Origin of the sequence: Brevundimonas viscosa (assembly GCF_900116065.1) — a bacterium.
GTDB lineage: Bacteria > Pseudomonadota > Alphaproteobacteria > Caulobacterales > Caulobacteraceae > Brevundimonas > Brevundimonas viscosa.
Genome location: NZ_FOZV01000001.1, coordinates 412133 through 436026, shown reverse-complemented (window position 1 = coordinate 436026; position 23894 = coordinate 412133). Strand labels below are relative to the sequence as shown.

Here is a 23894-nt window from a genome sequence, read left to right as displayed (position 1 = left end):
CGCGCGAGCTATTCGCTGACGCCGGAAGCGGCGGCCAGGACCTCGGCCTTCGCCTGGGCGGGGATGCCGCGAACCTGGGCGTCGATCATCGGGCCGGCCATGGCGGCCTGCGCCTGCGCCTCGGGCGGCAGGCTCGCCATCTGCGAGGCGATGAAGCCCTTGAGGGTTTCGGCGAAGGCGTCGGCTTCCGGCTGGTAGCGGGCCGCGATGGCGTCGAGGTCGGCGGAGGCCTTCGCCTGGTCGCCGCTGGCGGCCGTGGCGGCGGCCTGCATCTCCGAGGTCATCTCGCCCATGCGGGCCTCGAAGGCGTCGGCCCGGAGCTCCAGTTCGGCCTCGGTCATGGGCGCCTCGGCGGCGGCGGCCGGCGCGGCCGGCGCTTCCTGGGCGAAGGCGGGCGCGGCGAAGGCCAGGACGGCCGAGGCGGCGAGGACGAGACGGAGAGACATGAAGGATTCCTGGAATGCGGCGGCGCCGGCGGCGGCGGATGCAGAATGGCGCCGACGCGGCGCGCAGGCGAGTGGATTCCGCCTCACCCGCGGTCGCGCGCGTCCCGCTTGCCCAGAACGCGCAGGCGCAGGGCGTTGAGCTTGATGAAGCCCTCGGCGTCGCGGTGGTCGTAGGCCACGGCGCCCTCCTCGAAGGTGACCAGCTCCTGGTCGTAGAGGCTGTCGGGGCTCTCGCGGCCGATCACCGTGGCGTTGCCCTTGTAGAGCTTGACCCGGACGGTCCCGTTGACCCGCTGCTGGCTGTGGTCGATGGCGGCCTGCAGCATCTCGCGCTCGGGCGAGAACCAGAAGCCGTTGTAGATCAGCTGGGCGTACTTGACCGCCAGCTCGTCTTTCAGGTGCATGGCGCCGCGGTCCAGGGTGATGGACTCGATGCCGCGGTGGGCGGCCAGCAGGATGGTCCCGCCGGGGGTCTCGTAGACGCCGCGCGACTTCATGCCGACGAAGCGGTTCTCGACCAGGTCGAGCCGGCCGATGCCGTTGTCGTGGCCCAGCTGGTTGAGGCGGGTGAGCAGCTCCGCCGGGGACAGTCTCTCGCCGTCGATGGAGACGGCGTCGCCCTTCTCGAAGCCGATGGTGATCACGGTCGGCTGGTCGGGGGCGTCCTCCGGGGACAGGGTGCGCTGGTGGACGAACTCGGGCGCCTCGACCGCCGGGTCCTCCAGCACCTTACCCTCGGAGGAGGAATGCAGCAGGTTGGCGTCGACCGAGAAGGGCGCCTCGCCGCGCTTGTCCTTCGAGATCGGGATCTGGTGCTTCTCGGCGAAGTCGAGCAGGGCCTCGCGGCTGCGGAACGACCACTCGCGCCACGGCGCGATGACGCGGATGTCGGGCTCCAGCGCGTAGTAGCCGAGCTCGAAGCGGACCTGGTCGTTGCCCTTGCCGGTAGCCCCGTGACAGACGGCGTCGGCGCCGAGCTGGCGGGCGATCTCGATCTGGCGTTTGGCGATCAGCGGCCGGGCGATCGAGGTGCCGAGGAGGTACTGGCCCTCGTAGACGGTGTTGGCCCGGAACATCGGGAAGACGTAGTCCCGCACGAACTCCTCGCGCAGGTCGTCGATGAAGATGTTCTCCGGCTTGATCCCCAGCTTCAGCGCCTTTTCGCGAGCCGGGGTCAGCTCCTCGCCCTGGCCGAGATCGGCGGTGAAGGTGATGACCTCCGCCCCGTACTCGGTCTGCAGCCACTTGAGGATGATCGAGGTGTCCAAGCCGCCCGAATAGGCGAGGACGACCTTCTTCGGGGCGGGGGCGGAAGACGACATGGCGGAGGTCCTTCGGCGCGCGCGGGGAGGCGCTGGAGCGTGCGGCGCTTAAAGGACCAGACGCCCCGCGATGCAAGGGCGGGATTGGGGCGCCGATCAGCGTTCAGCGGGTAAGGTTCAGGCAAGGAGTTGGAAGGCGGGTCTTAAGCTTTGCCCGTCAGACTCCGCCGGTGATCCCGCACCGCGCCCCGTCTCCGGTCGACAAGCTCGCGCTCGCCGTCGTGCACGCGCCCGAACGGGCCATGCCGGCGCCGGTCGGCGCACGCGAGGAATCGCTGCGATTCCTGCTGCAGACCGCCGCCGACGCGGGCGTGACCGTGGTCGCGACCCGGCCCGAGGGCGACGGCGAGCGCCTGCTCGGCCAGGCCTGGCCCTTCCCCTCGCCGTTCCAGGTGACGGTGCGCACCGTCCCGATCGCCGAGGGCGTCGACCGGGTCGAGGCGCGCGCCCGCCGCTCGCTGGAGCGCCTCGGCCTGCCGCGCGGCGACGCCCTGCTGGCCGCCAGCGCCGCCGAACTGGTGGGTTCGGAAGGCCGGGAGCTGTGGGAGCGGATGCAGGCGCTGAAGGACCGCGGCCTGTTCCGTCGCATCGGCTTCTGCGCCACCATGGAAGACGGCCCGGCGCTGCTGGCCCGACGCTTCCAGCCGGATCTCGTGCAGCTGCCGTGCAGCCTGCTGGACCAGCGCGCCCACCGCACCGGGGTGCTGGACGAACTGGCGAGCCTCGGCGTCGATATCCACCTGTCGTCGGTGTTCGCCGGCGGCCTGCTGTTCATGAGCGGCGACAGCCTCCCGCCGGAGATGAACCGCTATGCGCCGCAGCTGTCGCGCATCCGCCGGCGGCTGGCCGAAGCCCGCGTCGACCCGATGCAGGCCGTGCTGGCCTACACCCTCGGCCTGCCGCAGGCCTCGGCGGTGGTGGCGAGCGCCGCTTCTGCGGCCGAACTGCGCGCCATGCTGGCGGCGGCCCACGCCCCCGCGCCGGCGCTGGACTGGGGCCAGCTGCAGCTGGAGCAGCCGGCCCCCGTCCTCGCCACCGTGCGCCGGATCAGTAGCGCAGCCTGAGGCCGACGTAGGCGGACCGGCCCGGCTCGCCGTAGCCGAACACCTGCTGGTAGGCTTCGTCCGTCAGGTTCTCGATCCGCGCGGTGAGGGTGACCTGCTCCGTCAGGACGTATGAGCCGGCCAGACTGGCGGTGACGAAGCCGTCCCGCACCACCGCAGCAAACCCGTCGGAGTCGTCCTGGTCGCTTTCGGCCCGCACGGTGACGGCGGCCGACAGGCGCTCGCCGCTCCAGCCCAGCGTCGCCGAAGCGGCATGTTCCGGCACGCGCAGCAGCCGGGCGCCGGTCGTCTCGTCGCGGGCGTCGGTCCACGCATAGGCCGCCGTCAGGTCGAAGCCGCCGCCCAGCCGGGCGCGGCCCTCCAGCTCCACCCCGTCCGTCGCCGTCTCGGCGATGTTGACGTAGCGGCCGGCCACATAGCTGATCTGATCCTCGACCTTCAGCCGGTAGAGGGTGGCGCGGCCCTCCAGCCGCCGGTCGGCGGAGCGCCAGCCGATCGCCGCCTCGAGCCCTTCGGCGGTCTCGGGAACGAGGGTCGGCCAGGGCTGCGGCGCGAAGCAGAAGTCGCACACCGCCTGGCTGATCGACGGGGCCTTGAAGCCCGTCCCCCAGGCCGCCGACAGGGTCACCCCCGCGCCGGCGTCGAAGGCGGCCGAGAGGCGGCCGGTGGTCTTCGCGCCGAAGTCGTCGGTGGCGTCGTGGCGGAGCGCGCCGGTCAGGCTGAGCCGCGCGACCGGCTCCACCCGCGCCGTGGCGAAAGCCGAGGTCGTCCCGAGCTCGCCGGTCAGGCCGGTGGAGAGGCGGCCCTCCGCGTCCTCACGCTCGGCCCCGAGGACGAAGTCGACGCCGCGGGCGGTCCCGGTCGCCTGCCAGCGCCACGCCTGCCGGGAGGCGTCGAAGACGGAGGGGAAGTCCGAGACGGTCTCGCGGGTCAGGTCGTGCACGGAGAGGCTGAACCGGTGGTCGAGGCCCAGCGCCGACAGGTGCAGCCGGCCGAAGCCGGACCACTGCTCGCTGGTCTGCGTGTCCGGCGTGTCGGCGAGAACGAAGGCGGGGGCGGGATAGCCGTCTAGGTCGACCTCGGCGTCGGTCCAGCGCAGCGAGCCGTCTACCGAGATGGAGGGGCTGAAGGCGTAGCGGCCCTTGATGCCGGCGGTGGTGGAGCGGAGGCCGTCGCGTTCGGCGCCGCCGTCGCGGGCGTCGGCGGCCGAGATCCCCTCGGAGACCACGTGCGACAGCCAGGCTCCGACCGCCCGGTCGACGTCGGCGGTCCCGACGGCCAGACGGCCGCGCCGGGTGTCGAAGGACCCCGCCTCGAGGTCCGCCGCGACGCCGTCGGTCTCGCGGGTGGTGAAGGCGATCACGCCGCCGATGGCGTCCGAGCCCCACAGCGACGACTGCGGTCCCGACAGCACCTCGATGCGTTCGATGTCGGCCAGGTCGAAGCCGCCGAAATCGAAGGCGCCGTTGACCTCGGCGGGATCGTTGACCGGCACGCCGTCGACCAGCACCAGGGTCTTGCCCGGCCCGGCCCCGCGCATGCGCACCTGGGCGACGCCGCCGAAGGCGCCCGAGCGCACCACCGACAGGCCGGGCACGTCGGCGAGGATGTCGGCGGCGAAGACGGCGCCGCGCCGGTCGATGGTCGCGCGGTCGACGACCCGCGCGCCGGGCGTGTCCTGCACGATGGCGGGCAGGCGCGTGGCGGTGACCACCACCTCGTCCAGGGGGTCCGCCGCCGCATCCGGCGTGCGGGCGTGGGACGGCAGGGGAAGGACTACGGCCGCGGCCGTGGTGAGAAGAAGGGCTCGCTGCATGGCGAAGGCTCCGTCGGTCTCCGCGCGAGCGCCCGCGGCGACGTGGCTGACGACCGGCCCGCCCGGGGGGCGACGCTGGGACCGGGTCGTCACGACGGTTCACCGCGCCCCTGCCTCATCCCGGACAGCGACGGACGACGTCGGCGGCCAGGTCTCCTGGCTTGCGGGTCGCCAGCCGCCCCTCACGCCTTCCCGGTCTCCCAGTGGCGCCGGGGATCGCTCCCCGGATCGAAGGACGGCCTCGCCGCCTACAGTTGCGGGCACAGCCGCGGTGTTGGACCGCGTTCCCTTAACCGCCTGCACCGCTTGTCGCAGCGCGTCCGAGTCTGTGCAAGACGGCCCGCTGTGGCTTGAGCGCGCAGGCGCATTCCTTCACCCTGCGCCGCTCCCCATGAACGCTCCGCTCGTCCCCCCGCCGAAAGCCGCCGACCTGCCGTCCGCCGAGGGCGTGACGCCGGTCATGGCGCAATTCCTGGCGGCCAAGGCCAGCCAGCCGGACGCCATTCTGTTCTTCCGCATGGGCGACTTCTACGAGCTGTTCTTCCGGGACGCCGAGATCGCCGCGTCGGCGCTGGGCATCACCCTGACCAAGCGCGGCAAGCACCAGGGCGAGGACATCCCGATGGCCGGGGTGCCGGTGCACGCGCTGGAGGGCTATCTGGCGCGGCTGATCCGGCAGGGCTTCAAGGCGGCCATCTGCGAGCAGATGGAGGACCCGGCCGAGGCGAAGAAGCGCGGCTCCAAGGCGGTGGTGAGGCGCGACATCGTGCGGGTGGTGACGCCCGGCACCCTGACCGAGGACAGTCTGCTGGACGCGCGTGGGGCCAACCGGCTGGCGGCGGTGGCGCTGCGCCGTGGGCGGGCGGCCGTGGCGGTGGTCGAACTGTCGGCCGGCGAGGTCGATGTGATCGCCTGCGGTCTTGAGGACCTCGGGGCGGCGCTGGCCTCGTTCCGGCCGTCGGAGGTGCTGGTTCCGGACCGGCTGTTCGGCGACGAGAGCGCCAAGGCGGCGCTGGACGGGTGCGGCGGGGTGGTCCAGGCCCTGCCGCAGGCGCTGGCCGAGCCGGTCGGGGCCCGGACGCGGGTCGAGCGGCTGTACGGGGTCGCGTCGCTGGACGGTTTCGGAGCCTTCGAGGAGTGCGAGGTCTCGGCGCTGGGTCTCGTCGCCGCCTACCTGGAGACGACCCAGGCCGGCAAGGCTCCGGCGCTGCGGCCGCCGCGCCGCTCGGGCGACAGCGGCTTCCTCGCCATCGACCCGGCCACCCGGCTGAGCCTCGAGATCGACCGCACCCAGAGGGGCGAGCGCGACGGGTCGCTGCTGGCCTGCATCGACCGCACCGTCACCTCGGGCGGGGCCCGGGCGCTGGCCGAGCGCGTCGCCCGGCCGCTGCGCGACCCGACGGCGATCAACCACCAGCTCGACGCGGTCGAATGGCTGCTGGAGCGCCGCGACCTGCGCCGCGACCTGCGCGACGGGCTGAAGGGGTCCTCGGACGTGGCCCGGGCCGTGTCGCGGCTGGCGCTGGGGCGGGGCGGGCCGCGCGATCTGGCCGCCATCCGCACCGGCCTGTCGATCGCGGAAGGTGTGGCCGGCCTGTTCCCGCCGGCGCGCGATCCCCTGACCGGCCCGCCGGCGCGGATCGCCGAATGTCTCGACCGGCTCACCCTGACGCCGGAGGTGGGGCGGCTGCTGGCGGAGCTGACGGCCGGCCTGGTCGCCGAGCCGCCGCACCTCGCCCGCGACGGCGGCTTCGTGGAGGCCGGCTTCCGGCCGGAGCTGGAAGAGGCGCGGGCCCTGCGCGACGACAGTCGCCGCGTGGTGGCCGAGCTGGAGGCCCGCGCGGTCGCGGAGTCCGGCGTGGCCTTCAAGGTTCGCCACAACGCCGTGCTGGGCTATTTCCTCGAGGCGAGCGCGAAGGCGGCCGAGCCCTTGCTGCGGCCCGCCGCGGAGAGCCCGTTCATCCACCGCCAGACCCTGGCCAACCAGGTGCGGTTCACGACAGTCGAGCTGTCGGAGCTGGATGCGAAGATCAGTCAGGCGGGGCAGCGGGCGCTGGCCATCGAAGCCGAGACCTTCGAGGGCTGGCGACGCACGGTGCAGACGCTGGCCCGGCCTCTGCAGGCCGTGGCCGAGGCGCTGGCCGAGCTGGACGCCCATGCGGCCCTGGCGGCGTGGGCCGAGGAGGTCGGGGCGGTGCGGCCGGAGGTCGACGACGGCCTGTGCTTCGAGGTGACGGCGGGCCGCCACCCGGTGGTCGAGGCGGCCGTGAAGGCGCAGGGCGACCCCTACACCCCCAACGACTGCCGGCTGGACGGCTCGGGGTCGGCCTGCGCGCGATTGTCGATCGTCACCGGCCCGAACATGGCCGGCAAGTCGACCTTCCTGCGCCAGAACGCCCTGCTGGTGGTGCTGGCCCAGGCCGGCGCCTTCGTGCCGGCGAAGGCGATGCGGCTGGGCGTGGTCGACCGGCTGTTCAGCCGCGTCGGGGCGGGCGACGACCTGGCGCGGGGGCGCTCGACATTCATGATGGAGATGGTCGAGACCGCGGCGATCCTGACCCAGGCGACGGCGCGCAGCTTCGTGGTGCTGGACGAGATCGGCCGCGGCACGGCCACCTGGGACGGGCTGGCCATCGCCTGGGCCACGGCCGAGGCGCTGCACGACCGCAACCGCGCCCGCACCCTGTTCGCCACCCACTATCACGAGCTGGCCGGGCTGGAGACGCGGCTGGCCCACGTCTGCAACCTGTCGATGCGGGCCCGGGAGTGGAACGGCGAGCTGGTCTTCCTGCACGAGGCGGCGCCGGGGGCGGCGGATCGCTCCTACGGGGTGCAGGTGGCGAAGCTGGCGGGCGTGCCGCCGGCGGTGGTGGCCCGCGCCCGTGAGGTGCTGGACCGGCTGGAAGGGGAGAAGCAGGCGGCCTCCAGCCTCGACGACCTGCCCCTGTTCGCGGTGGCCGAGCCGCCGCCTCCGCCGCCGCGCGCCTCGGCGGTGGAGGACGCCCTGTCGGGCATCGACCCGGACGACCTGAGCCCCCGCGAGGCGCTGGAGGCGCTGTACCGGCTCAAGGGGCTGGCGGGCCGGTGAGCGACGACCTCGACGCCCGGCTGGCGGCGGCGGCGGCGGCCTCGGTCCCGGACGTGCGCCGGGCGGCGGCGGAGATCCTGCGCGAGGCCTGGGAGGCGGGGCGGGCGCGGGCGGCGCGGAGGCTGGAGGCCGGCGCCGACGGCGTGACGGTGGCCCGGCTGTACGCCGCCGCCGCGGACGAGATGCTGCAGGCGCTGTGGCGTCTCGCGGCGGAGGTTCTTTATCCAGCGCCCAATCCGACCGAGGCCGAACGGCTGACCCTGCTCGCCGTGGGGGGCTACGGGCGGGCGGTGCTGGCGCCCTGGTCCGACCTCGACCTGCTGTTCCTGCGGCCGTGGAAGTCGACCCCGCGCAGCGAGCAGGTCGCCGAGTTCATGCTCTACGTGCTGTGGGATCTGGGGGTGAAGGTCGGTTCGGCGGTTCGCTCGGTCGACGAAAGCCTCGCGCTCGCGAAGCGCGACATGACGGTGCGGACCGCCCTCCTGGAGGCGCGGCCGCTGGCCGGCGACGCGGAGCTGGCGGAGAGCTTCATCACGCGCTTCCAGGCCATGGTGCGCAAGGCCGACCCCCGGCCGTTCATCGCGGCCAAGCTGGAGGAGCGGGACGTGCGCCACCGCAAGGCCGGGGCGGTGCGCTACCGGGTCGAGCCCAACGTCAAGGACGGCAAGGGCGGCCTGCGCGACCTCAACACCCTGTTCTGGATCGCCCGCTCGCTGGCGCCCGACAGCCCGCTCGGCGCGCGGGTGCTGGACGACCTCCTGACCGCGCGCGAGCGTCGCACCTTCGAGGAGTCGTTCGACTTCCTGTGGCGCACGCGGGCCCACCTCCACCTCGTCGCCGGCCGGGCGGAGGAAAAGCTGACCTTCGACCTGCAGCCCGAGGTGGCGCGGCGGATGGGCTGGCGCGGACGTGGTGACGAGCCGGCGGTGGAGCGTTTCATGCGCCGCTACTTCATCGTCGCCCGGGACGTCGGGGCGCTGACCCGCGCCATGTCGGCCAAGCTGGAGGCGCGCGAGCAGAAGAAGGCGCTGAGCCTGTCGCGCCTGATCCGGGGGCGGCGGCGCAAGCTGGGGATCGAGGGCTTCGTGCGCGTCGCCGGCCGACTGTCGGTGACCGGACCCGAGGTCTTCGCCGACGACCCCGCCAAGCTGCTGATCCTGTTCCGCACGGCGGACGAGCATGACCTCGACCTGCACCCCGACGCCTTCTCGGCGGTGACCCGGTCGCTGTCGCTGGTGACGCCCTCGCTGCGGCGCGATCCGGAGGCGACCCGGGCCTTCCTCGACATCCTGGCGCAGGGGCAGCGGCCCTACCGCACCCTGACGCTGATGAACGAGACGGGCCTGCTGGGCCGCTTCCTGCCCGAGTGGGGGCGGATCGTCGGCCAGACCCAGTTCAACATGTACCACGCCTACACGGTGGACGAGCACACCCTGCAGGCGGTCGGGATCATCAACGACCTGTGGCGGGGCAAGCTGAAGGCGGAGCACCCCAACGCCTCGGAGATCGTGCACCGCATCGCCGACTTCGAGGCCCTGATGCTGGCCATGCTGCTGCACGACGTCGGCAAGGGCGGCGACCGTGGGCAGCTGGAGGACGGGGCCATCGCCGCGCGCCGGGCGTGCGACCGGCTGGGGCTGGACCCGCGGCGCACCGAGTTCGTGGTCTGGCTGGTGCGCCATCACCTGGTGTTGTCCGACTACGCCCAGAAGCGCGACGTGTCCGATCCGGCCACGGTGCGCGGCTTCGCCGGGATCGTCGGGGATCCCGAGCGGCTGCGCACCTTGCTGGTGCTGACTGTGGCGGACATCCGCGCCGTCGGGCCGGGGGTGTGGAACGGCTGGAAGGGGCGGCTGATGCGCGATCTCTACCTGCGCACCGAGGCGGTGTTCCGGGGCGAGGGCGTCAGCCGCATCGATCCGCTGGAGGAGTATCCGGCGCTGGTCGCGCGGGCGGCGGAGAGCGGCGGCGCCGCCGAGGTGGTGGCGGATCGGGAGGCGGACGAGGGCGATGAGGTCCGGCCGGCCACGCGGGTGGCGGTGGCGGCGCGCGACCGGCCCGGCCTGTTCGCCGACCTCGCCGCCGCGCTGGCCGTGGCCGGGGCGGACGTGGTCGGGGCCCGGGTCGCCACCGCGGCCGACGGCACGGCCATCGACGTGTTCGAGCTGCAGGACGGGGCGGGCGCGCCTTACGGAGAGGCCGAGCCGCGGCGGCTGGTCCGCCTCACCGCGGCGCTGGAGAAGGCCGCGCGCGGGGAGGCGAGGGCGGCGCCGCCGTCCGACCGGCCCAGCCCGCGGCGCGCCACCTTCGACGTGCGGCCGGTCGCGCTGATCGATCTGGAGGAGTCTCCGGATGCGGCGGTGATCGAGGCGTCGGGGGCCGACCGCCCCGGCCTGCTGGCGGATGTCGCGCGCGTGCTGGCCGACCACGGCCTGTCGATCCGGTCGGCCCATATCGCCGGCTTCGGCGAGCGGGCGGTGGACAGCTTCTACGTCACCGACGGCGAGGGCCGGAAGCCGCAGACCGGCCCGGCGCTCGAGCAGTTGCGGACGGCGCTGGAGCGGGTGCTGGACCGCCCCGAGCCGGCCGTCCCGCCGGTCTCGACGCCGGTCCGGGCCAGCCAGCGCGACGTCACCGAGATCCGCCGCCGGCGGCCCCACCGGACCGTATCGCCCGCCGCGGAAGCAGGCTAAGCCTCGCCCGATCCCGCAAATCCCGAGTTCCCGATGAGCCTGGCCCGCAACACCCTGGTGCAGTCGTCTTTGACGCTAGGGAGCCGCGTGCTCGGCTTCGCTCGCGACATGGCGCTGGCCGCCCGCTTCGGCCAGGGGCCGATGATGGACGCCTTCACCACCGCGCTGATGCTACCCAACATGTTCCGGCGGCTGTTCGCGGAGGGCGCCTTCGCCCAGGCCTTCGTGCCGGTCTATGGCGGCGTGCGGGCGCGGGACGGGGACGAGGCGGCGGCGGTCACCGCCTCGGAGGCCCTGTCCTTCATGTTCGCCGTGGTCGCCGGCTTCACCATCCTGCTGCAGGTGCTGATGCCGTGGATCATGCCGTGGCTGCTGTCGACCTACCGCGACGATCCCGCGGTGCTGCGGGTGGCGGTGACGGCGACCCAGCTGGCCATGCCCTACCTCGCCTGCATGACCATCGCCTCGCTGCTCTCGGGGGTGCTGAACACCGCCGGCCGGTTCGCCCTGTCGGCGGCGGTGCCGATCTTCCTGAACCTGTGCACCCTTGCCCCGCTGCTGGCCGCCTACGCCTTCCCCGCCAGTCAGGCGACGGTGCTGCTGTGGGTGACCGCGGCGGTGACGGCGTCGGGCGTCGTCCAGGCGGCCCTGCTGTGGCGCGGCGTTCGCCGGCTCGGCGTTCGGCTGAACCTGTCGTGGCCGCGGCTGACTCCGAGCGTGCGCCGCACCCTCGCCCTGGCCGTGCCGGGGGCGCTCGCGGGCGGCGCCATGCAGATCAACTCGGTGGTCAGCCAGGTGCTGGCCGGTTCGGACGAGGGGGCCCGCTCCGTGCTCTACAACGCCGACCGCCTTTACCAGCTGCCGCTCGGCCTGATCGGCGTCGCCATCGGCCTGGCGCTGGTGCCCCGCCTGACGCGGGCCTTCGTCGCCGGCGACCACGACGGCGGGCGTCGCACGCTCGACGACGGGGTCACCCTGGCCATGGTCTTCACCCTGCCGGCCGCCGTGGCCCTGTTCACCATCCCCTACTTCCTGATCGACGCCACGGTGACGCGCGGGGCCTTCACCTCGGCCGACGCGGCGCGCACCGCCGATGTGCTGCGCCAGTTCGCCTGGGGCGTGCCGGCCTTCGTGCTGGCCAAGGTGCTGACCCCGCCCTTCTTCGCCCGCGAGGACACCCGCCGGCCGATGATCTACGCGGTGACGGCCGTGATCTTCACCGTCATCGTCGGCACGGCGCTGTTCTTCTGGATCTCGCGCAGTGGCGGCGACGGGGTGCTGGGCCTGGCGGTGGCGACCAGCCTGTCGGCATGGCTGAACGTCGGCCTGCTGGGCGGAACCCTGGTGCGCGAGCATGTCTGGGCGCCCTCCGCGCGCTTCGTCGGCCGCATGGCGCGGGTGCTGGCGGCGACCGCCGCCATGGCCGCGGTTCTGGTGGCGGCCGGGGTCGGCTACGACACGCTGAGCCGGTTGTTGCTGGCCAAGGAGATCGCCGTGCTGGTCGTCTGCGGCGTCGGCGCCGTCGTCTACGGGGCCGCCCTGCTGCTCTTCCGGGCGGTCACGGTGACGGAGCTGAAGGCGGTGCTGCGGCGCGAGCCGGGATCCTCGGTCCCGTCCGCTCTGGACTGACCGCCGAGGCCGCGATAAGCGGGCCGTGATGACGCCTTCGGGACAGATGTTCGCCGGCCGGCGATGGCGCGGCTGATCCGCCGCCACCTTCTCTGCGCGTCCGCGCGCGCCTGATCCTGCCCTCCTCCCGAGTTCACGACCCATGACCGACCAGACCCCGGCCCCCTCCGCTCCGGCCTACGGGGGCCCCCGCCGCATCCTGTCCGGCATCCAGGCCTCCGGCGCCTTGCACCTGGGCAACTATCTCGGCGCCCTGAAGCGCTTCACCCAACTGCAGGACCAGGGGGCGCCCTGTTTCCTGTTCGTGGCCGATCTGCACGCCATCACGGTCTGGCAGGACCCGGCCCTGCTGACCGCCCAGACGCGCGAGATCGCCGCCGCCTACCTGGCCTCCGGCCTCGACCCGGCGAAGTCGGTGATCTTCCCGCAGTCGGCCGTCCGGGCCCATTCGGAGCTGGCGTGGATCTTCAACTGCGTCGCCCGCCTCGGCTGGCTCGACCGGATGACCCAGTTCAAGGAGAAGTCCGGCAAACACAAGGAGCGCTCCTCGGTCGGCCTGTACACCTATCCGGTGCTGCAGGCGGCCGACATCCTGCTGTACAAGGCCACCGAGGTGCCGACCGGCGAGGACCAGAAGCAGCACCTCGAGCTGACCCGCGACATCGCCGCCAAGTTCAACAACGACTTCGGCGTCCCCGGCTTCTTCCCCCTGCCCGAGCCCCTGACCCAGGGCCCCGCTCCGCGGGTGATGAGCCTGCGCGACGGTGCGGCCAAGATGTCCAAGTCCGATCCCTCGGACCAGTCGCGCATCAACCTGACCGACGACGCCGACGCCATCGTCGCCAAGATCCGCAAGGCCCGCACAGACCCGGAGGTGCTGCCCGAGACGCTCGAGGGGCTGGAGAACCGCGCCGAGGCGAAGAACCTGGTGACCATCTACGCCGCCCTCGCCGACATCAGCCGCGAGCAGGTGCTGGCGCAGTTCGCCGGGCAGGGCTTCGGCCAGTTCAAGCCGGCGCTGGCGGAGCTGGCGGTGTCCGCCCTGGAGCCGGTCTCGGCCGAGATGCGGCGGCTGATGGCCGACCCGGCCGAGGTCGACCGGGTGCTGAAGGACGGGGCCGAACGCGCCGCCGCCATCGCCGACCCGGTGGTCGACGAGGTCAAGCAGATCGTCGGTTTCTGGCGGGCCTGAGCGGATTCCGGACGCCGCGCCGCTCCGGCGGCTGGCGTCCGGCGCGTCGTGCGCTAGATCGACGGCCATGAACCTCGCCCACCCGCTTGACCGACCCGTGTGGAGCGCCCTGACCAGTCGCCAGTCGGGGCTGGCGCGGGGCGACGTCCGCGCCCTGCGCTTTGATCCCGACTACGCCCTGTTCGCGGCGGCCGCCGACGCCTCGCCGGAGAACACGGCGGCCTTGGCGGCGCTGAACGTCTCCCCGAACGGCATGGGGCTGGTCGAGGCGGGCGAGATGCCGCTGCCGGCGGGCGCCGTCGTGCGGGCGCAGGCGGCCTGCGTGCAGATGGTCGCCGCCTCGCTGACGCCGGGCGGCCGCGACGTCGCCTTCGAGGCGCTCGGCGAGGCCGACGCCGCCGACATGCTGGCGCTGGCCACGCTCACCGTCCCCGGACCTTTCTTCGGCAAGACCCATCGTCTGGGCGACTTCATCGGGGTGAAGGTCGACGGGCGGCTCGTCGCCATGGCCGGCGAGCGGATGAAGCCCGACGGCTTCACCGAGGTGTCGGGGGTGTGCACCCATCCCGATTTCCGCGGCCGAGGCTACGCCGGGGCGCTGATGCGGGCGGTCACGCAGCGCATCCTCGAACGCGGCGAGCGGGCCTTCCTGCACGCCTACGCCTCGCACGCCGCGACCATCGCGCTCTATGAGACGCTCGGCTTCCGGGGGCGGACCACGGTCACCTACACGGTCCTGGAAGGTCCGGCGGCCTGATCAGGCCACCCGGTCGAGCCGCGCGACGAAGAAGCCGTCCAGCCCGCCCTTCTCTGCCCACATCGAGGGCAGGATGCGCAGCCAGCCCTCGGGCGTCAGCGCCTCGACGGGCGCGCCCAGCGCGGCCGGATCGGCCGGGGCGGTGCGGAAGGCGGGGTTGCGGCGCAGGAAGGCGATGATCTGGGTCTCGCCCTCCTCGCGCTCCAGCGAGCAGACGCAATAGACCAGCCGGCCGCCCGGCTTCACCCGCCCGGCGGCGGCGTCGAGCAGGCGGTGCTGGACGTCGGCCAGCTTGGCCACGTCGGCGGGGCGGGTGGCGCGCAGCACTTCGGGATTGCGGCGGAAGGTGCCGGTGGCCGTGCAGGGCGCGTCCAACAGCACGGCGTCGAAGGCGCGCGGGTCGTCCCAGTCCTCGGCGGGGGTGACGACGATCTCCGCCTCCAGCCCCGTCCGTTCCAGGTTCTGGCGCAGGCGGTTGAGACGCTTGTCGGAGCGGTCCAGAGCCACGACCGAAGCGCCGGCCGCGGCCAGCTGCAGGGTCTTGCCCCCGGGTGCGGCGCACAGGTCGGCGATCGCCTCGCCGGGCTTCGGATCGAGCAGGCGCACGGGAACCGCGGCGGCGGCGTCCTGCACCCACCAAGTCCCGTCGTCGAAGCCGGGCCAGGTCGCGATGTCGCCGCGCCGGCCGGTGCGGACCGCGCCGCCCGGCAGGACCTCGCCGTCGACGGCGTCGGCCACGGCGGCCGGGTCGACGTCCGGCTTCACACTCAGATCGGTCGGCGGCTCCTCGCGGGCGGCCAGCGCCAGGCCGGCCAGCGCCGCCTCCCCGTAGGTCGCGCGCCAGCGGGCGGCGATCCAGTCGGGCAGGTTGGATTCGGCCGTGGTCAGGCCGGGGCCGTCGCGGCCGACGCTGCGGAGCACAGCGTTGACCAGGTTCTTGTAGGGCCGGGTCTTCGGGTCGCGTTCGGCCAGCTTGACCGCGGTCGACACCGCCGCGAAGGCCGGGGTCTCCAGCACCAGGGTCTGGGCCAGGGCCACGCGCAGGATGGTCCGAACCGCCGCCGGCGGGGCCTTCTGCAGGCGGCGGTCGAGGATCTGGTCGATCTCGCCGAGCCGGCGCAGGGCGGCCATGGCCACGGCGCGGGCGAAGGCGCGGTCGGGCCCCGGCAGGCCGGCCACCTCGCGGAAGGACTGGGCCGCGTCGAGCCCGCCGCGGCCTTCCAGCGCCGCGTTGAGCAGCACGCCGGCGGCCTGCCGCGCCTCGACCCCGATGTCGGCCGCCTCGTCGCGCGGCGCGTCCGGGCGCGGCGGGCGGGGGCCGCGCGCCTTTTCCGCCACGCGGCGGCCCCGCGCCCCCGAGTTGCGCCCCTCGCCCTTCGGTCCCCGACCCTTCTGATCGGCCATCAGACCGACACCTGGGTGCCGAGCTCGACCACGCGGCCGGGCGGGATGCGGAAGAAGTCGGTCGGATTGGCGGCGTTGCGCATCAGGAAGATGAAGATGCGGTCCTGCCAGAGCGGCATGCCGGCGGCGGCGGACGGCACCACCGAACGGCGACCGAGGAAGAAGCTGGTCGACATGATGTCGAACTTCAGCCCCTGCCTGCGGCACAGGCCCAGCGCCTTGGGCACATTGGGCTGCTCCATGAAGCCGTACGACAGGGTCAGCTTCTTGAAGTCCTCCGAAATCGGCTCGATCGACACCCGCTTCGCCGGGTCGACGCGCGGCCGGTCTGTGGTGCGCACGGTCAGGATGATGTTCTTCTCGTGCAGCACCTTGTTGTGCTTGAGATTGTGCATCAGCGCCACCGGCGCGATGTCCGGGTCGGAGGTCAGGAAGATGGCCGTGCCCGGCGCCCGGTGGGGCGGCCGCGCCCGCAGCATCTCGATCAGGTCGGTCAGCGGCAGGCTGTCCTTGCGGGTCTTGTCGGTGAGAATCCGGGTGCCGCGCACCCAGGTCCACATGATCAGCACGAGGATGCCGCCGAGCAGCAGGGGGGCCCATGCGCCCTGCGGAACCTTGAGCAGGTTGGAGCCGAAGAAGGCCAGGTCGATGACGAGAAAGGGGGCGAGGGCGAGCAGGCTGAGCGGCAGGCTCCACTTCCACAACCGGCGCACGATGAAGAAGGCAAGCAGGGTATCGACCAGCATGGCGCCGGTCACCGACACGCCGTAGGCGCCGGCCAGCTGCGACGAGGTCGGAAACAGCACCAGCAGGACCAGGACCGCCGCCAGCAGCATCATGTTGACGCCGGGCACGTAGATCTGCCCAGCCTGGCTTTCGCTGGTCTGCAGGATGGTCAGGCGCGGCAGCAGGCCCAGCTGCACCGCCTGCTGGGTGAGGGAGAAGGCGCCGGTGATCACCGCCTGGCTGGCGATGATAGTTGCGAGGGTGGCGAGGACGAGCACCGGCCAGTAGAGCGGATCGGGAATCATGGCCCAGAACGGATTGGCCGCGGCGGCGCGGTCCCCCAGCACCATGGCTCCCTGGCCGAGATAGGTCAGGGTGAGGCAGGGCAGAACGAACCACAGCCAGCCGGCCCGGATCGGGGCTTTCCCGAAGTGGCCCATGTCAGTGTAAAGCGCCTCGGCCCCCGTGACGGCGAGGAAGACGCTGCCCAGCAGCACAAAGCCGAGGAAGCCGTTGTCGATCAGGAACAGCACGCCGTAGTGGGGCGACAGGGCCCGGAGGATCTCGGGATTGTCGACCAGATGGCTGAGCCCCAGCCCGGCCATGACCAGGAACCAGATGGTGGTGATCGGACCGAAGGCCCTCGCCATGCTGGCGGTGCCGCGCGCCTGCACCATGAACAAGCCGATGAGGATGGCGGCGGCGATCGGCAGCACGAACGGTGAGAGTGCTCGGCCGACGCCGGGGGCATCGCGCAGGCCTTCGACGGCCGACAGCACGGACACCGCCGGGGTCAGGGCGCCGTCGCCGTAGAACATGGCGGCGCCGCAGACGCCGAACAGGAACACCAGGCCCGAACGGCGGCCGATGGCGTGCTGGGCCAGCGCCATCAGGGCGAGGGTGCCGCCCTCGCCCTTGTTGTCGGCTCGCATGAGGAAGAAGACGTACTTGACCGTGACCACCAGGATCAGGGCCCAGAACATCAGCGAGACGGTGCCCAGCACGGCCAGTTCCGCCTGGCCGCCGCTGCGCGAATGGGCCAGCGCCTCGCGCAGGGCGTAGAGCGGGCTGGTGCCGATGTCGCCGAAGACGACGCCGATGGCGCCGACGATCAGGCCGATCTTGCCCGCGCCGCCCCGACCGTGGCCGCCGGCGTGCGGCGTCCCGGCGGCGGAATCGGCGGTGGCGGGGGTGCTGCTGGCGGCGGCGGACGCGGCGTCCGTCGTCTCGGGAAGGGTCCCGGCCATGAACTTCCTCCGGGGCGTCCGCACCAGCCGCGGTCCCCATCAAACAGGCGGCGAGCCTTTAGGCGCTTTCCTCTCCGGGTTCAATCGCGCTGCACCTGCGAAGGCCCGCCCGGTTTGTGAAACCGTCAGACCGTGCTTATCTTCGTCCGAACCGATATGTCCGACAGCCAACGCTTCCCCGTCGCCGCCCACGCCCTGGCCTATCTGGCCCACAAGGGCGCCTACTCGCCGGCCGAGGCCGCCGCGAGCGCCGTGTTGGCGGCCTCGGTGCCGACCAACCCGGTCGTGGTGCGACGCGTCACGGCCATGCTGGCCCGGGCCGGCCTGATCGCCACCCGTCCCGGGGCGTCCGGCGGGGCGTGGCTGCTGCGGCGACCCGAACAGATCACTCTCGACCAGGTGCTCAAGGCGGTGAACGGCTGCGCCCACCTGGGATCGCCGCCCGCCGGCGCCAAGGGCTGCCCCGTCAGCGAGCACATCCCCCGCCAGGTGGCCAAGGCCCTGACAGCCGCCGATCAGGCCGCCTCGGCGGCGCTGGCGAAGATCAGCATCGCCGACCTGCTGGCCGAAAACCCACCGTCGCTGGCCGGCCTGGAGCCGCACGCGTCCTGCCCGGTCGCCGCCTGAGCCGCTCCCCGTCGACGTCCGGCGAGCGGCGCACCGTGCTGGTCACCGGCGCCTCGGCGGGCATCGGCGCGGCGCTGGCCCGGTTCTATGCCGCGAACGGCTGGGACGTGATCCTCACCGCGCGCCGGCGCGCGCCGCTGGAGGCGCTCGCGGCGGAGCTCGCCGCCACGGGCGTCTCGACCACGGTGGTCACCGCCGACCTGTCCGATCCGCTTGCGCCGCCTCGTCTGGTCGACGAGATCGCCGCCCGGGGGCTTCGCATCGACGGCCTGGTCAACAACGCCGGCTTCAGTCGCACCTCAGGCTTCCTGCAGACCGACCCCGCCGATCACGCCGCCATGATCCGGGTCATGCTGGCCGCGCCGGTGGAGCTGGCGCGGCTGTACGCCCCGATGATGGTCGAGCGGGGCTTCGGCCGTATTCTCAACGTGGCCTCCCTCGCCGGCGAGATGCCGGCGACCGGCGGCGACACCCTGTACGGGCCGATCAAGAGCTTCCTGATCAAGGCCTCGCAGGGCCTGCATCTGGAGCTGCGGGGGACCGGGGTGCACGTGACCGCCCTCTGTCCCGGCTACACCCTGACGGAGTTCCACGACGTCAACGGGACCCGCGAGCAGGTCTCGGCCGCCTATCCCGCGTGGATGTGGCAGACGGCGGAGCAGGTGGCGCGGGTCGGCTACCGGGCCTGTGAGCTCAACCGGCCGAAGGCCACGCCGGGCGCGGCGAATGTCCTGCTGGCGGCCCTGGGGAAGCATCTGCCTGACGCCCTCGCCCTGGCCATGGTCGGCGGCCACGCCCGGCGGCTCCGGCGCATCTGACCGCACCGCCGGATTCCAGGCGCAAAAAAGCCCGGCCGTCCGTTGGGACGACCGGGCTCTCTCACGAATAGCGCTGGATCAGTCGCTCTCGGTGTCGTCCGCGACTTCCGACAGGATCAGGAAGCCGGCGACGGTGGCGGCGGCGAAGATGAGGCCGGCGGGGGCGCCCATCAGTTCGCTGGATTCGCCAGCCGGGGCGCCGATGCGATCGGCGACGCGGGCGGCGGCGGTGTTCTGCGCGATGGCTTGACCGCCGAGGAGCGAAAGCCCGATCGCGGCGGCCACAATGGTCTTCTTCATTGCAGGTCTCCAATAGCCCTCGATCAGGGCGCTGCGAACCTGCCCAGTCGCGGGGCGGTCGTCAACCCACAGATTGTATACGAGGTTGTGCTGCCCCCGGGCCCTGTGTCGCGGCTGCAACGACTCCTCCGCTGGGGGGTGAAGAAACAAGAAAGGCCCGGCCGGAGCCGGGCCTTCTTCGTGATCCGACTGGAGCGGGCGAGGCGATTCGAACGCCCGACCCTCACCTTGGCAAGGTGATGCTCTACCCCTGAGCTACGCCCGCGCTTCAGTCGAGGGCGGGCCTATACCGGACCCGCGCGGCCCCTCGCAAGCCCTATCGAAGAAAAACTGCGCTCAAGCAGCGAGCGACCGCGTCGCGAGCGATACCGCCCGTTCCGCGCGTCAGCGCGGCGCCAGCCGGATGGCCCCGTCGAGACGGATGCATTCGCCGTTGATGTAGACGTTGCGCGCCAGCTCCAGCACCAGCGAGGCGTAGTCCGCCGGCGTCCCCAGCCGGCTGGGGAAGGGGATCATCGCCGCCAGGGCGTCCTGGATCTTCTGGTCCATGCCCGCCATCATCGGCGTCCACATGATGCCGGGCAGGATGGTGTTGCAGCGCACCCCTTCCTGGGCCAGGTCGCGGGCGACCGGCAGGGTCATGGCGTAGACGCCGCCCTTGGAGGCCGAATAGGCGGCTTGGCCGATCTGGCCGTCCTGGGCCGCCACCGAGGCCGTGTTGACGATCAGGCCGCGCTCGCCGTCGGCCATCGGCTCCAGCGTCACCATCCCGGCCGCCGACTGCGACAGGACGCGGAAGGTGCCGAACAGGTTGACCCGCACGGTGCGCTCGAACTGGGCCATGTCGTGGGCGCGGATCTCGCCGGTATCCTTCTTGCGCGAGACCGTCTTCTGGCCGGTGGCGATGCCGGCGCAGTTGACGGTCAGCCGCTCCTGGCCGTGTGCCGCCCGGGCCTTCCCGAAGCCGGCGGCGACCGAGGCGTCGTCGGTCACATCGACCTTGCAGAACGCGCCGCCGATCTCGCTCGCGATGCGTTCGCCCGCTTCCTCGTTGAGGTCGAACAGGGCGACCTTCACCCCCTGCGCCGCCAGCGCCCGGGCCGTGCCCTCGCCGAGGCCGGAGGCCCCGCCCGTCACCACCGCCGCGATCGACCCGTCGAGTTTCATGGCCTCAGTCCCTATGTTGTTCGAACCTTGAGAGTGTCGCGGGGTTTAGCCGCCATGGCCGCCAAAACCAAACCTGTCACGCCGGAGGAGGCGCTGGACCCGTCCCGGGCCCTGACGCCGTCCGTCCAGCAGGTCAACGAGGTGCGGGTCGCCCGCGGCTTCTGGCCGAAAGTGCGGCGAACGGCCGCGCGGATCCCGTTCGCCGACCAGCTGCTGTCGGTGTGGTTCGCGGCCCGCGATCCACAGACGCCGACCACCGCCAAGGGCATCATGCTGGGGGCGCTGGCCTATTTCGTCCTGCCCACCGACGCCATTCCGGACGTCTTCGCCGGCATCGGCTTCACCGACGATGCGGCGGTGATCGCCGCCCTGCTGGCCACTCTCGGGGCGCATGTGAAGCGCCGGCACCGCGAGGCGGCCCAGGCGGCGCTGGAGCGGCTGAAGGCCGACGCCGGCTGAGGCCGTCAGTCGGCCACCGTCACCACGATCTTGCCCATGGCGCTGCGGTCGCCCAGCGCGCGGATCGCCTCGCCGGCGTGCTCCAGCGGGTAGCGCCGGCTGATGCGCGGCCGGATCCGGCCCTCGCTCCACAGGCGGAACAGGTCGGCCATGTTGGCCGCGTGGGCGGCGGGGTCGCGCATCACCGCCGCGCCCCAGAACACGCCGACGATGGACACGGACTTCAGCAGGGTCAGGTTCAGCGGCGGGGCCGGGATGCCAGCCGGGAAGCCGACCACCAGATAGCGGCCATCCCAGTTCATGGCTCTCAGCGCCGGCTCGCAGTAGGCACCGCCCACCGCGTCGTAGACCACGTCCGCTCCGTCGCCGCCCAAGGCCCGTTTCAGATCCGCGGCCAGGGCCTTTTGCTGATCTCGGTCCAGCGGCCCGCGCGGATAGATCACCGTTTCGTCCGCCCCGGCCGCCCGGGCGAAAGCGGCCTTGTCCCCGCTCGAGACGCCGGCGACCACGCGGGCTCCCATCGCCTTCCCCAGCTCCACGGCGGCGATGCCGACCCCGCCGGCCGCCCCGAGCACCAGCAGGGTCTCGCCCGGCTTCATCCGCGCCCGGTCCTTGAGGGCATAGTAGCTCGTGCCGTAGGTCATGGTCAGGGCCGCGGCCGTGGCGAAATCCATCTGGTCGGGGATCTTCATCAGCGTCGCCGCCGGGACCGCCAGCTTCTCCACCATGCCGCCCCAGCCGGGTACGGCGATCACCCGGTCGCCGACCTGGACGCCGGCCGTCCCTTCGCCCAGCGCCTCGACCACCCCGGCCAGCTCGCCGCCCGGCGAGAACGGGCGTTGCGGCCTGAACTGGTAGCGGTCCTCGATGATCAGGGTGTCGGGGAAGTTCACCCCCACCGCCTTCACCGCCACCAGCGCCTCGCCGCGGCCTGGCGTCGGGTCGTCGACCGTCTCCAGGGTCAGGGTCTCGGGGCCGCCCGGGGCGGTGGACAGGATGGCGCGCATGAACGGTCTCTCGCTCGCACGCCCCCGTGGCGCGCGTGATCGGGGAACGCTAAGCACCGCTTCGCCCGTTGCATAGGGCGACAAGGAGACCCCGATCCATGACCGCCCTCATCCTTCATGGCGGCGCCGGCGCCCGGCGCGGCGTGAACTACGACCGCGAGGTCGTGCACATGCGCGAGGTGGTGGAGGCGATGAAGGCGCGGCTGGACGCCGGAGCCCCGGCGCTCGACGTCGCCGTGGAAGCGGTGGTCATGCTCGAGGACTCCGGCCTCTACGTCGCCGGACGCGGCGCCTCGCCCAACCTCGCCGGCGCCTATGAACTGGACGCCAGTCTGATGGACGGGCCCACCCGCCGCGCCGGCGCCGTCGCGGCCCTGCAGGGTTTCCGCAACCCGATCCGGGTCGCCCGCGCCGTCATGGATCGCACCCCCCACGTCATACTGGCCGGCGAGGGCGCCGCCCTGTTCGCCGCCGAACAGGGGCTGGAGCCGATCGGGGACGAACCCGCCTGGTTCACCCAAGCGGGCCAGGGCGACGACAACCATCCGCCCAAGGCCATGAGCCACGGCACCGTCGGCTGCTGCGTGCTGGACGGCGACGGCCGGCTGGCGGCGGCCACCTCGACCGCCGGCGTGTTCGGCAAGATGCCCGGCCGGGTCGGCGACACCCCCCTGCCCGGCGCCGGCTCGTGGGCCGACGACCGCGTCGCCGTATCGGCCACCGGCGTCGGCGAATACTTCATCCGCACCGCCGCCTGCGTGCAGACGGCCTGGCGCGTGGCTGGCGGCCAGTCGCTGGCCGCGGCCGCGCAGGCGACGATCGACGACCTCGGCGGCCTCGGCGGCGACGGCGGCCTGATCGCCCTCGACCGCGATGGAAACCTCGCCCAGCCCTACAACAGCCAGGGCATGAAGCGGGCCTGGCTGACCCCCGGCGGCGAGATCGGCGTCGAGGTGTTCGGGCGCTGAGCCCGGCCCACCGTTACGGCGATTTCATCTTTCGCCGAGCGCGGTTCATCCAGCGTTCACCGGCCGCCGGGCTTAAGCTTTGCCGGAAAGAGGGCTCGCCATGAACGCCAGAATCGCCATCACCGCTATCGGGCTGCTCGCCGCCGCCTGCGCCCCCGTGATCGAGGGCGGGCCGCCGATGGAGCTGCCGCCGGGTCTGCAGGAGACGGCGCAGCTCGGCTCGGTGATCGTCTCCAGCGAGTGGCTGGAAGCGGAGGAGGACTTCTCCGACACCTTCTCCGACGAGGTCGGCGAGGAGCTGTCCCGATGCATGCACGGCACGGCCCCGGTCGACGTCCGCATCCATCTCGACCGGCTGGATCGCGCCGGGCGGCTGGAGACGCTGCTCCGCGGCGACGGCGTCCACACCCTCAGCGGCACGGTCGAATTCGTCCTGCCGGGACCGGACCGGCGGGTCGTCGGCCGCTTCCCGGTCGAGGTGGCGACCAGCGCCCGGGGACGTATCGGCGGCCTGCTCGGCGACCGGCAGATGATGGTCTCCGAGGAATTCGGCCGGGCCGTCTGCGACACCGCCTTCGGCCGCAATCCGCGTACGCGCGGCCCCCACAACGCGACGGGCGGTTGAGTCCATTGCCGGAAATTCACTTGGCCCGTGGCGGGCTCCGGCCAGACTGACGGGATGACCCTGGACCGTCTCCTGGCCTTCGGCGGGCTCGTCCCGCTCGTTTCGGGTTGCGCCGGCGGTTTCGACGACGCCGCGCCCCTCCCGCTGCCGCCGGCCGCCACCGACGCGATCCATATCGACCGCGTCGAGGTCCGGAGCAGCTTCTACAATCCCCGCGACGCCTTCCATGAGGCGTTCGAGGCCGGGGTGCGGCCGGTGCTGGACCGGTGCGCGACCGGCGTCCGGCCCGTGACCCTGCGCGCCTGGATCCACGATCTCGACCGCAGCGGATCCCTGCTGCGCGACGACGGGCGGGTTCACCTGCCGGGCGCAGTCGAACTGGTCGAGCGCGGCCGGGTGATCGCCCGCGCGAGAATCTCGGTTGAAGTTTCCACGCCCGAGGGCGGGCTGCCGGCCCACCGGACGGCCGCGTCGCGCGCCTTCGGGGAAGCCGTATGCCGCGACCTCTTCAGCCGCTGAGACGAAAGAGGCCGGCGGAT

20 protein-coding genes, 1 tRNA gene and 1 riboswitch are annotated in these 23894 nt (G+C 72.7%); of the genes, 12 read left to right on the top strand and 9 right to left on the bottom strand.

Features of this window, described 5'->3' with window-relative positions; translation table 11 throughout:
* Positions 1–8: 8 nt before the first annotated feature.
* The gene (locus BM333_RS02095) at positions 9–446 is read right to left on the bottom strand and encodes a hypothetical protein (protein ID WP_092306783.1); all 438 of its coding nucleotides are present in this window, start codon (positions 444–446) and stop codon (positions 9–11) included.
* Between the two features lie 83 nt (positions 447–529).
* Entirely contained in the window at positions 530–1768 is a 1239-nt protein-coding gene (locus BM333_RS02090; protein WP_092306781.1) for an argininosuccinate synthase, read from the bottom strand.
* Positions 1769–1938: 170 nt separating this feature from the next.
* Here BM333_RS02090 and BM333_RS02085 point away from each other — a divergent pair, with 170 nt between their 5' ends.
* On the top strand, positions 1939–2832 hold the full coding sequence (locus BM333_RS02085; protein WP_245777111.1) for an aldo/keto reductase: 894 nt from the start codon (positions 1939–1941) through the stop codon (positions 2830–2832).
* Here BM333_RS02085 and BM333_RS02080 read toward each other — a convergent pair.
* On the bottom strand, positions 2816–4648 hold the full coding sequence (locus BM333_RS02080) for a TonB-dependent receptor plug domain-containing protein (protein WP_092306779.1): 1833 nt from the start codon (positions 4646–4648) through the stop codon (positions 2816–2818). The genes BM333_RS02085 and BM333_RS02080 overlap by 17 nt on opposite strands.
* A gap of 129 nt (positions 4649–4777) precedes the next feature.
* Positions 4778–4960: riboswitch (cobalamin riboswitch) on the bottom strand.
* Positions 4961–5039: 79 nt separating this feature from the next.
* Between BM333_RS02080 and mutS the strand changes: the two genes are divergently transcribed.
* The 5 genes from mutS (at position 5040) to BM333_RS02055 (ending at position 14007) form a co-directional block, all read left to right on the top strand.
* Positions 5040–7736 carry a DNA mismatch repair protein MutS gene (gene mutS, locus BM333_RS02075; protein ID WP_092306777.1) on the top strand — a complete coding sequence of 899 codons (2697 nt, stop codon included), beginning with the start codon at positions 5040–5042 and terminating at the stop codon, positions 7734–7736.
* Positions 7733–10429, top strand: coding sequence for a [protein-PII] uridylyltransferase (gene glnD, locus BM333_RS02070; protein ID WP_092306775.1), 2697 nt, complete (start codon positions 7733–7735; stop codon positions 10427–10429). The genes mutS and glnD overlap by 4 nt, the downstream gene beginning before the upstream one ends.
* A 33-nt stretch (positions 10430–10462) precedes the next feature.
* Entirely contained in the window at positions 10463–12058 is a 1596-nt protein-coding gene (gene murJ / locus BM333_RS02065) for a murein biosynthesis integral membrane protein MurJ (protein ID WP_092306773.1), read from the top strand.
* Between the two features lie 142 nt (positions 12059–12200).
* A complete protein-coding gene (gene trpS / locus BM333_RS02060) occupies positions 12201–13250 on the top strand; it encodes a tryptophan--tRNA ligase (RefSeq protein WP_092306771.1) in 1050 nt (349 codons plus the stop codon).
* Positions 13251–13317: 67 nt separating this feature from the next.
* A complete protein-coding gene (locus tag BM333_RS02055) occupies positions 13318–14007 on the top strand; it encodes a GNAT family N-acetyltransferase (protein ID WP_092306769.1) in 690 nt (229 codons plus the stop codon).
* On the opposite strand, the gene BM333_RS02050 is transcribed toward BM333_RS02055, so the two are convergent.
* On the bottom strand, positions 14008–15411 hold the full coding sequence (locus tag BM333_RS02050; RefSeq protein WP_092306767.1) for an RsmB/NOP family class I SAM-dependent RNA methyltransferase: 1404 nt from the start codon (positions 15409–15411) through the stop codon (positions 14008–14010). It lies immediately after the preceding gene.
* Entirely contained in the window at positions 15411–17384 is a 1974-nt protein-coding gene (locus tag BM333_RS02045; protein WP_092306765.1) for a potassium transporter Kup, read from the bottom strand. Before BM333_RS02045 ends, BM333_RS02050 begins: the two co-directional genes overlap by 1 nt.
* 156 nt (positions 17385–17540) lie before the next feature.
* Between BM333_RS02045 and BM333_RS02040 the strand changes: the two genes are divergently transcribed.
* Positions 17541–18011 (top strand): Rrf2 family transcriptional regulator, encoded by a 471-nt coding sequence (locus BM333_RS02040; protein ID WP_092307571.1) that lies wholly within the window; start codon positions 17541–17543, stop codon positions 18009–18011.
* A 35-nt stretch (positions 18012–18046) separates the two neighbouring features.
* Positions 18047–18829, top strand: a complete 783-nt coding sequence (locus BM333_RS02035) for an SDR family NAD(P)-dependent oxidoreductase (protein WP_245777110.1) — start codon at positions 18047–18049, stop codon at positions 18827–18829.
* Between the two features lie 78 nt (positions 18830–18907).
* Here the strand turns inward: BM333_RS02035 and BM333_RS02030 are convergent, their stop codons facing one another.
* The 3 genes from BM333_RS02030 to BM333_RS02020 all read right to left on the bottom strand — a co-directional run bounded on the left by BM333_RS02030 (position 18908) and on the right by BM333_RS02020 (position 20296).
* A complete protein-coding gene (locus BM333_RS02030) occupies positions 18908–19129 on the bottom strand; it encodes a hypothetical protein (protein ID WP_092306763.1) in 222 nt (73 codons plus the stop codon).
* A 190-nt stretch (positions 19130–19319) separates the two neighbouring features.
* Positions 19320–19394: transfer RNA gene (locus BM333_RS02025), tRNA-Gly, on the bottom strand.
* 119 nt (positions 19395–19513) lie between these two features.
* Positions 19514–20296 (bottom strand): SDR family oxidoreductase, encoded by a 783-nt coding sequence (locus BM333_RS02020; RefSeq protein WP_092306760.1) that lies wholly within the window; start codon positions 20294–20296, stop codon positions 19514–19516.
* A 54-nt stretch (positions 20297–20350) separates the two neighbouring features.
* On the opposite strand from BM333_RS02020, the gene BM333_RS02015 reads away from it, so the two are divergent.
* Positions 20351–20755, top strand: coding sequence for a YkvA family protein (locus tag BM333_RS02015; protein ID WP_092306758.1), 405 nt, complete (start codon positions 20351–20353; stop codon positions 20753–20755).
* Between the two features lie 5 nt (positions 20756–20760).
* On the opposite strand, the gene BM333_RS02010 is transcribed toward BM333_RS02015, so the two are convergent.
* Positions 20761–21762, bottom strand: a complete 1002-nt coding sequence (locus BM333_RS02010) for an NADPH:quinone oxidoreductase family protein (protein WP_092306756.1) — start codon at positions 21760–21762, stop codon at positions 20761–20763.
* A 98-nt stretch (positions 21763–21860) separates the two neighbouring features.
* On the opposite strand from BM333_RS02010, the gene BM333_RS02005 reads away from it, so the two are divergent.
* From BM333_RS02005 to BM333_RS01995, 3 genes are all read left to right on the top strand, one after another.
* Entirely contained in the window at positions 21861–22730 is an 870-nt protein-coding gene (locus tag BM333_RS02005) for an isoaspartyl peptidase/L-asparaginase family protein (protein WP_092306754.1), read from the top strand.
* Between the two features lie 100 nt (positions 22731–22830).
* Positions 22831–23355 carry a hypothetical protein gene (locus tag BM333_RS02000; protein ID WP_092306752.1) on the top strand — a complete coding sequence of 175 codons (525 nt, stop codon included), beginning with the start codon at positions 22831–22833 and terminating at the stop codon, positions 23353–23355.
* 54 nt (positions 23356–23409) lie between these two features.
* Positions 23410–23874, top strand: coding sequence for a hypothetical protein (locus BM333_RS01995; protein ID WP_143105744.1), 465 nt, complete (start codon positions 23410–23412; stop codon positions 23872–23874).
* Positions 23875–23894 lie beyond the last annotated feature (20 nt).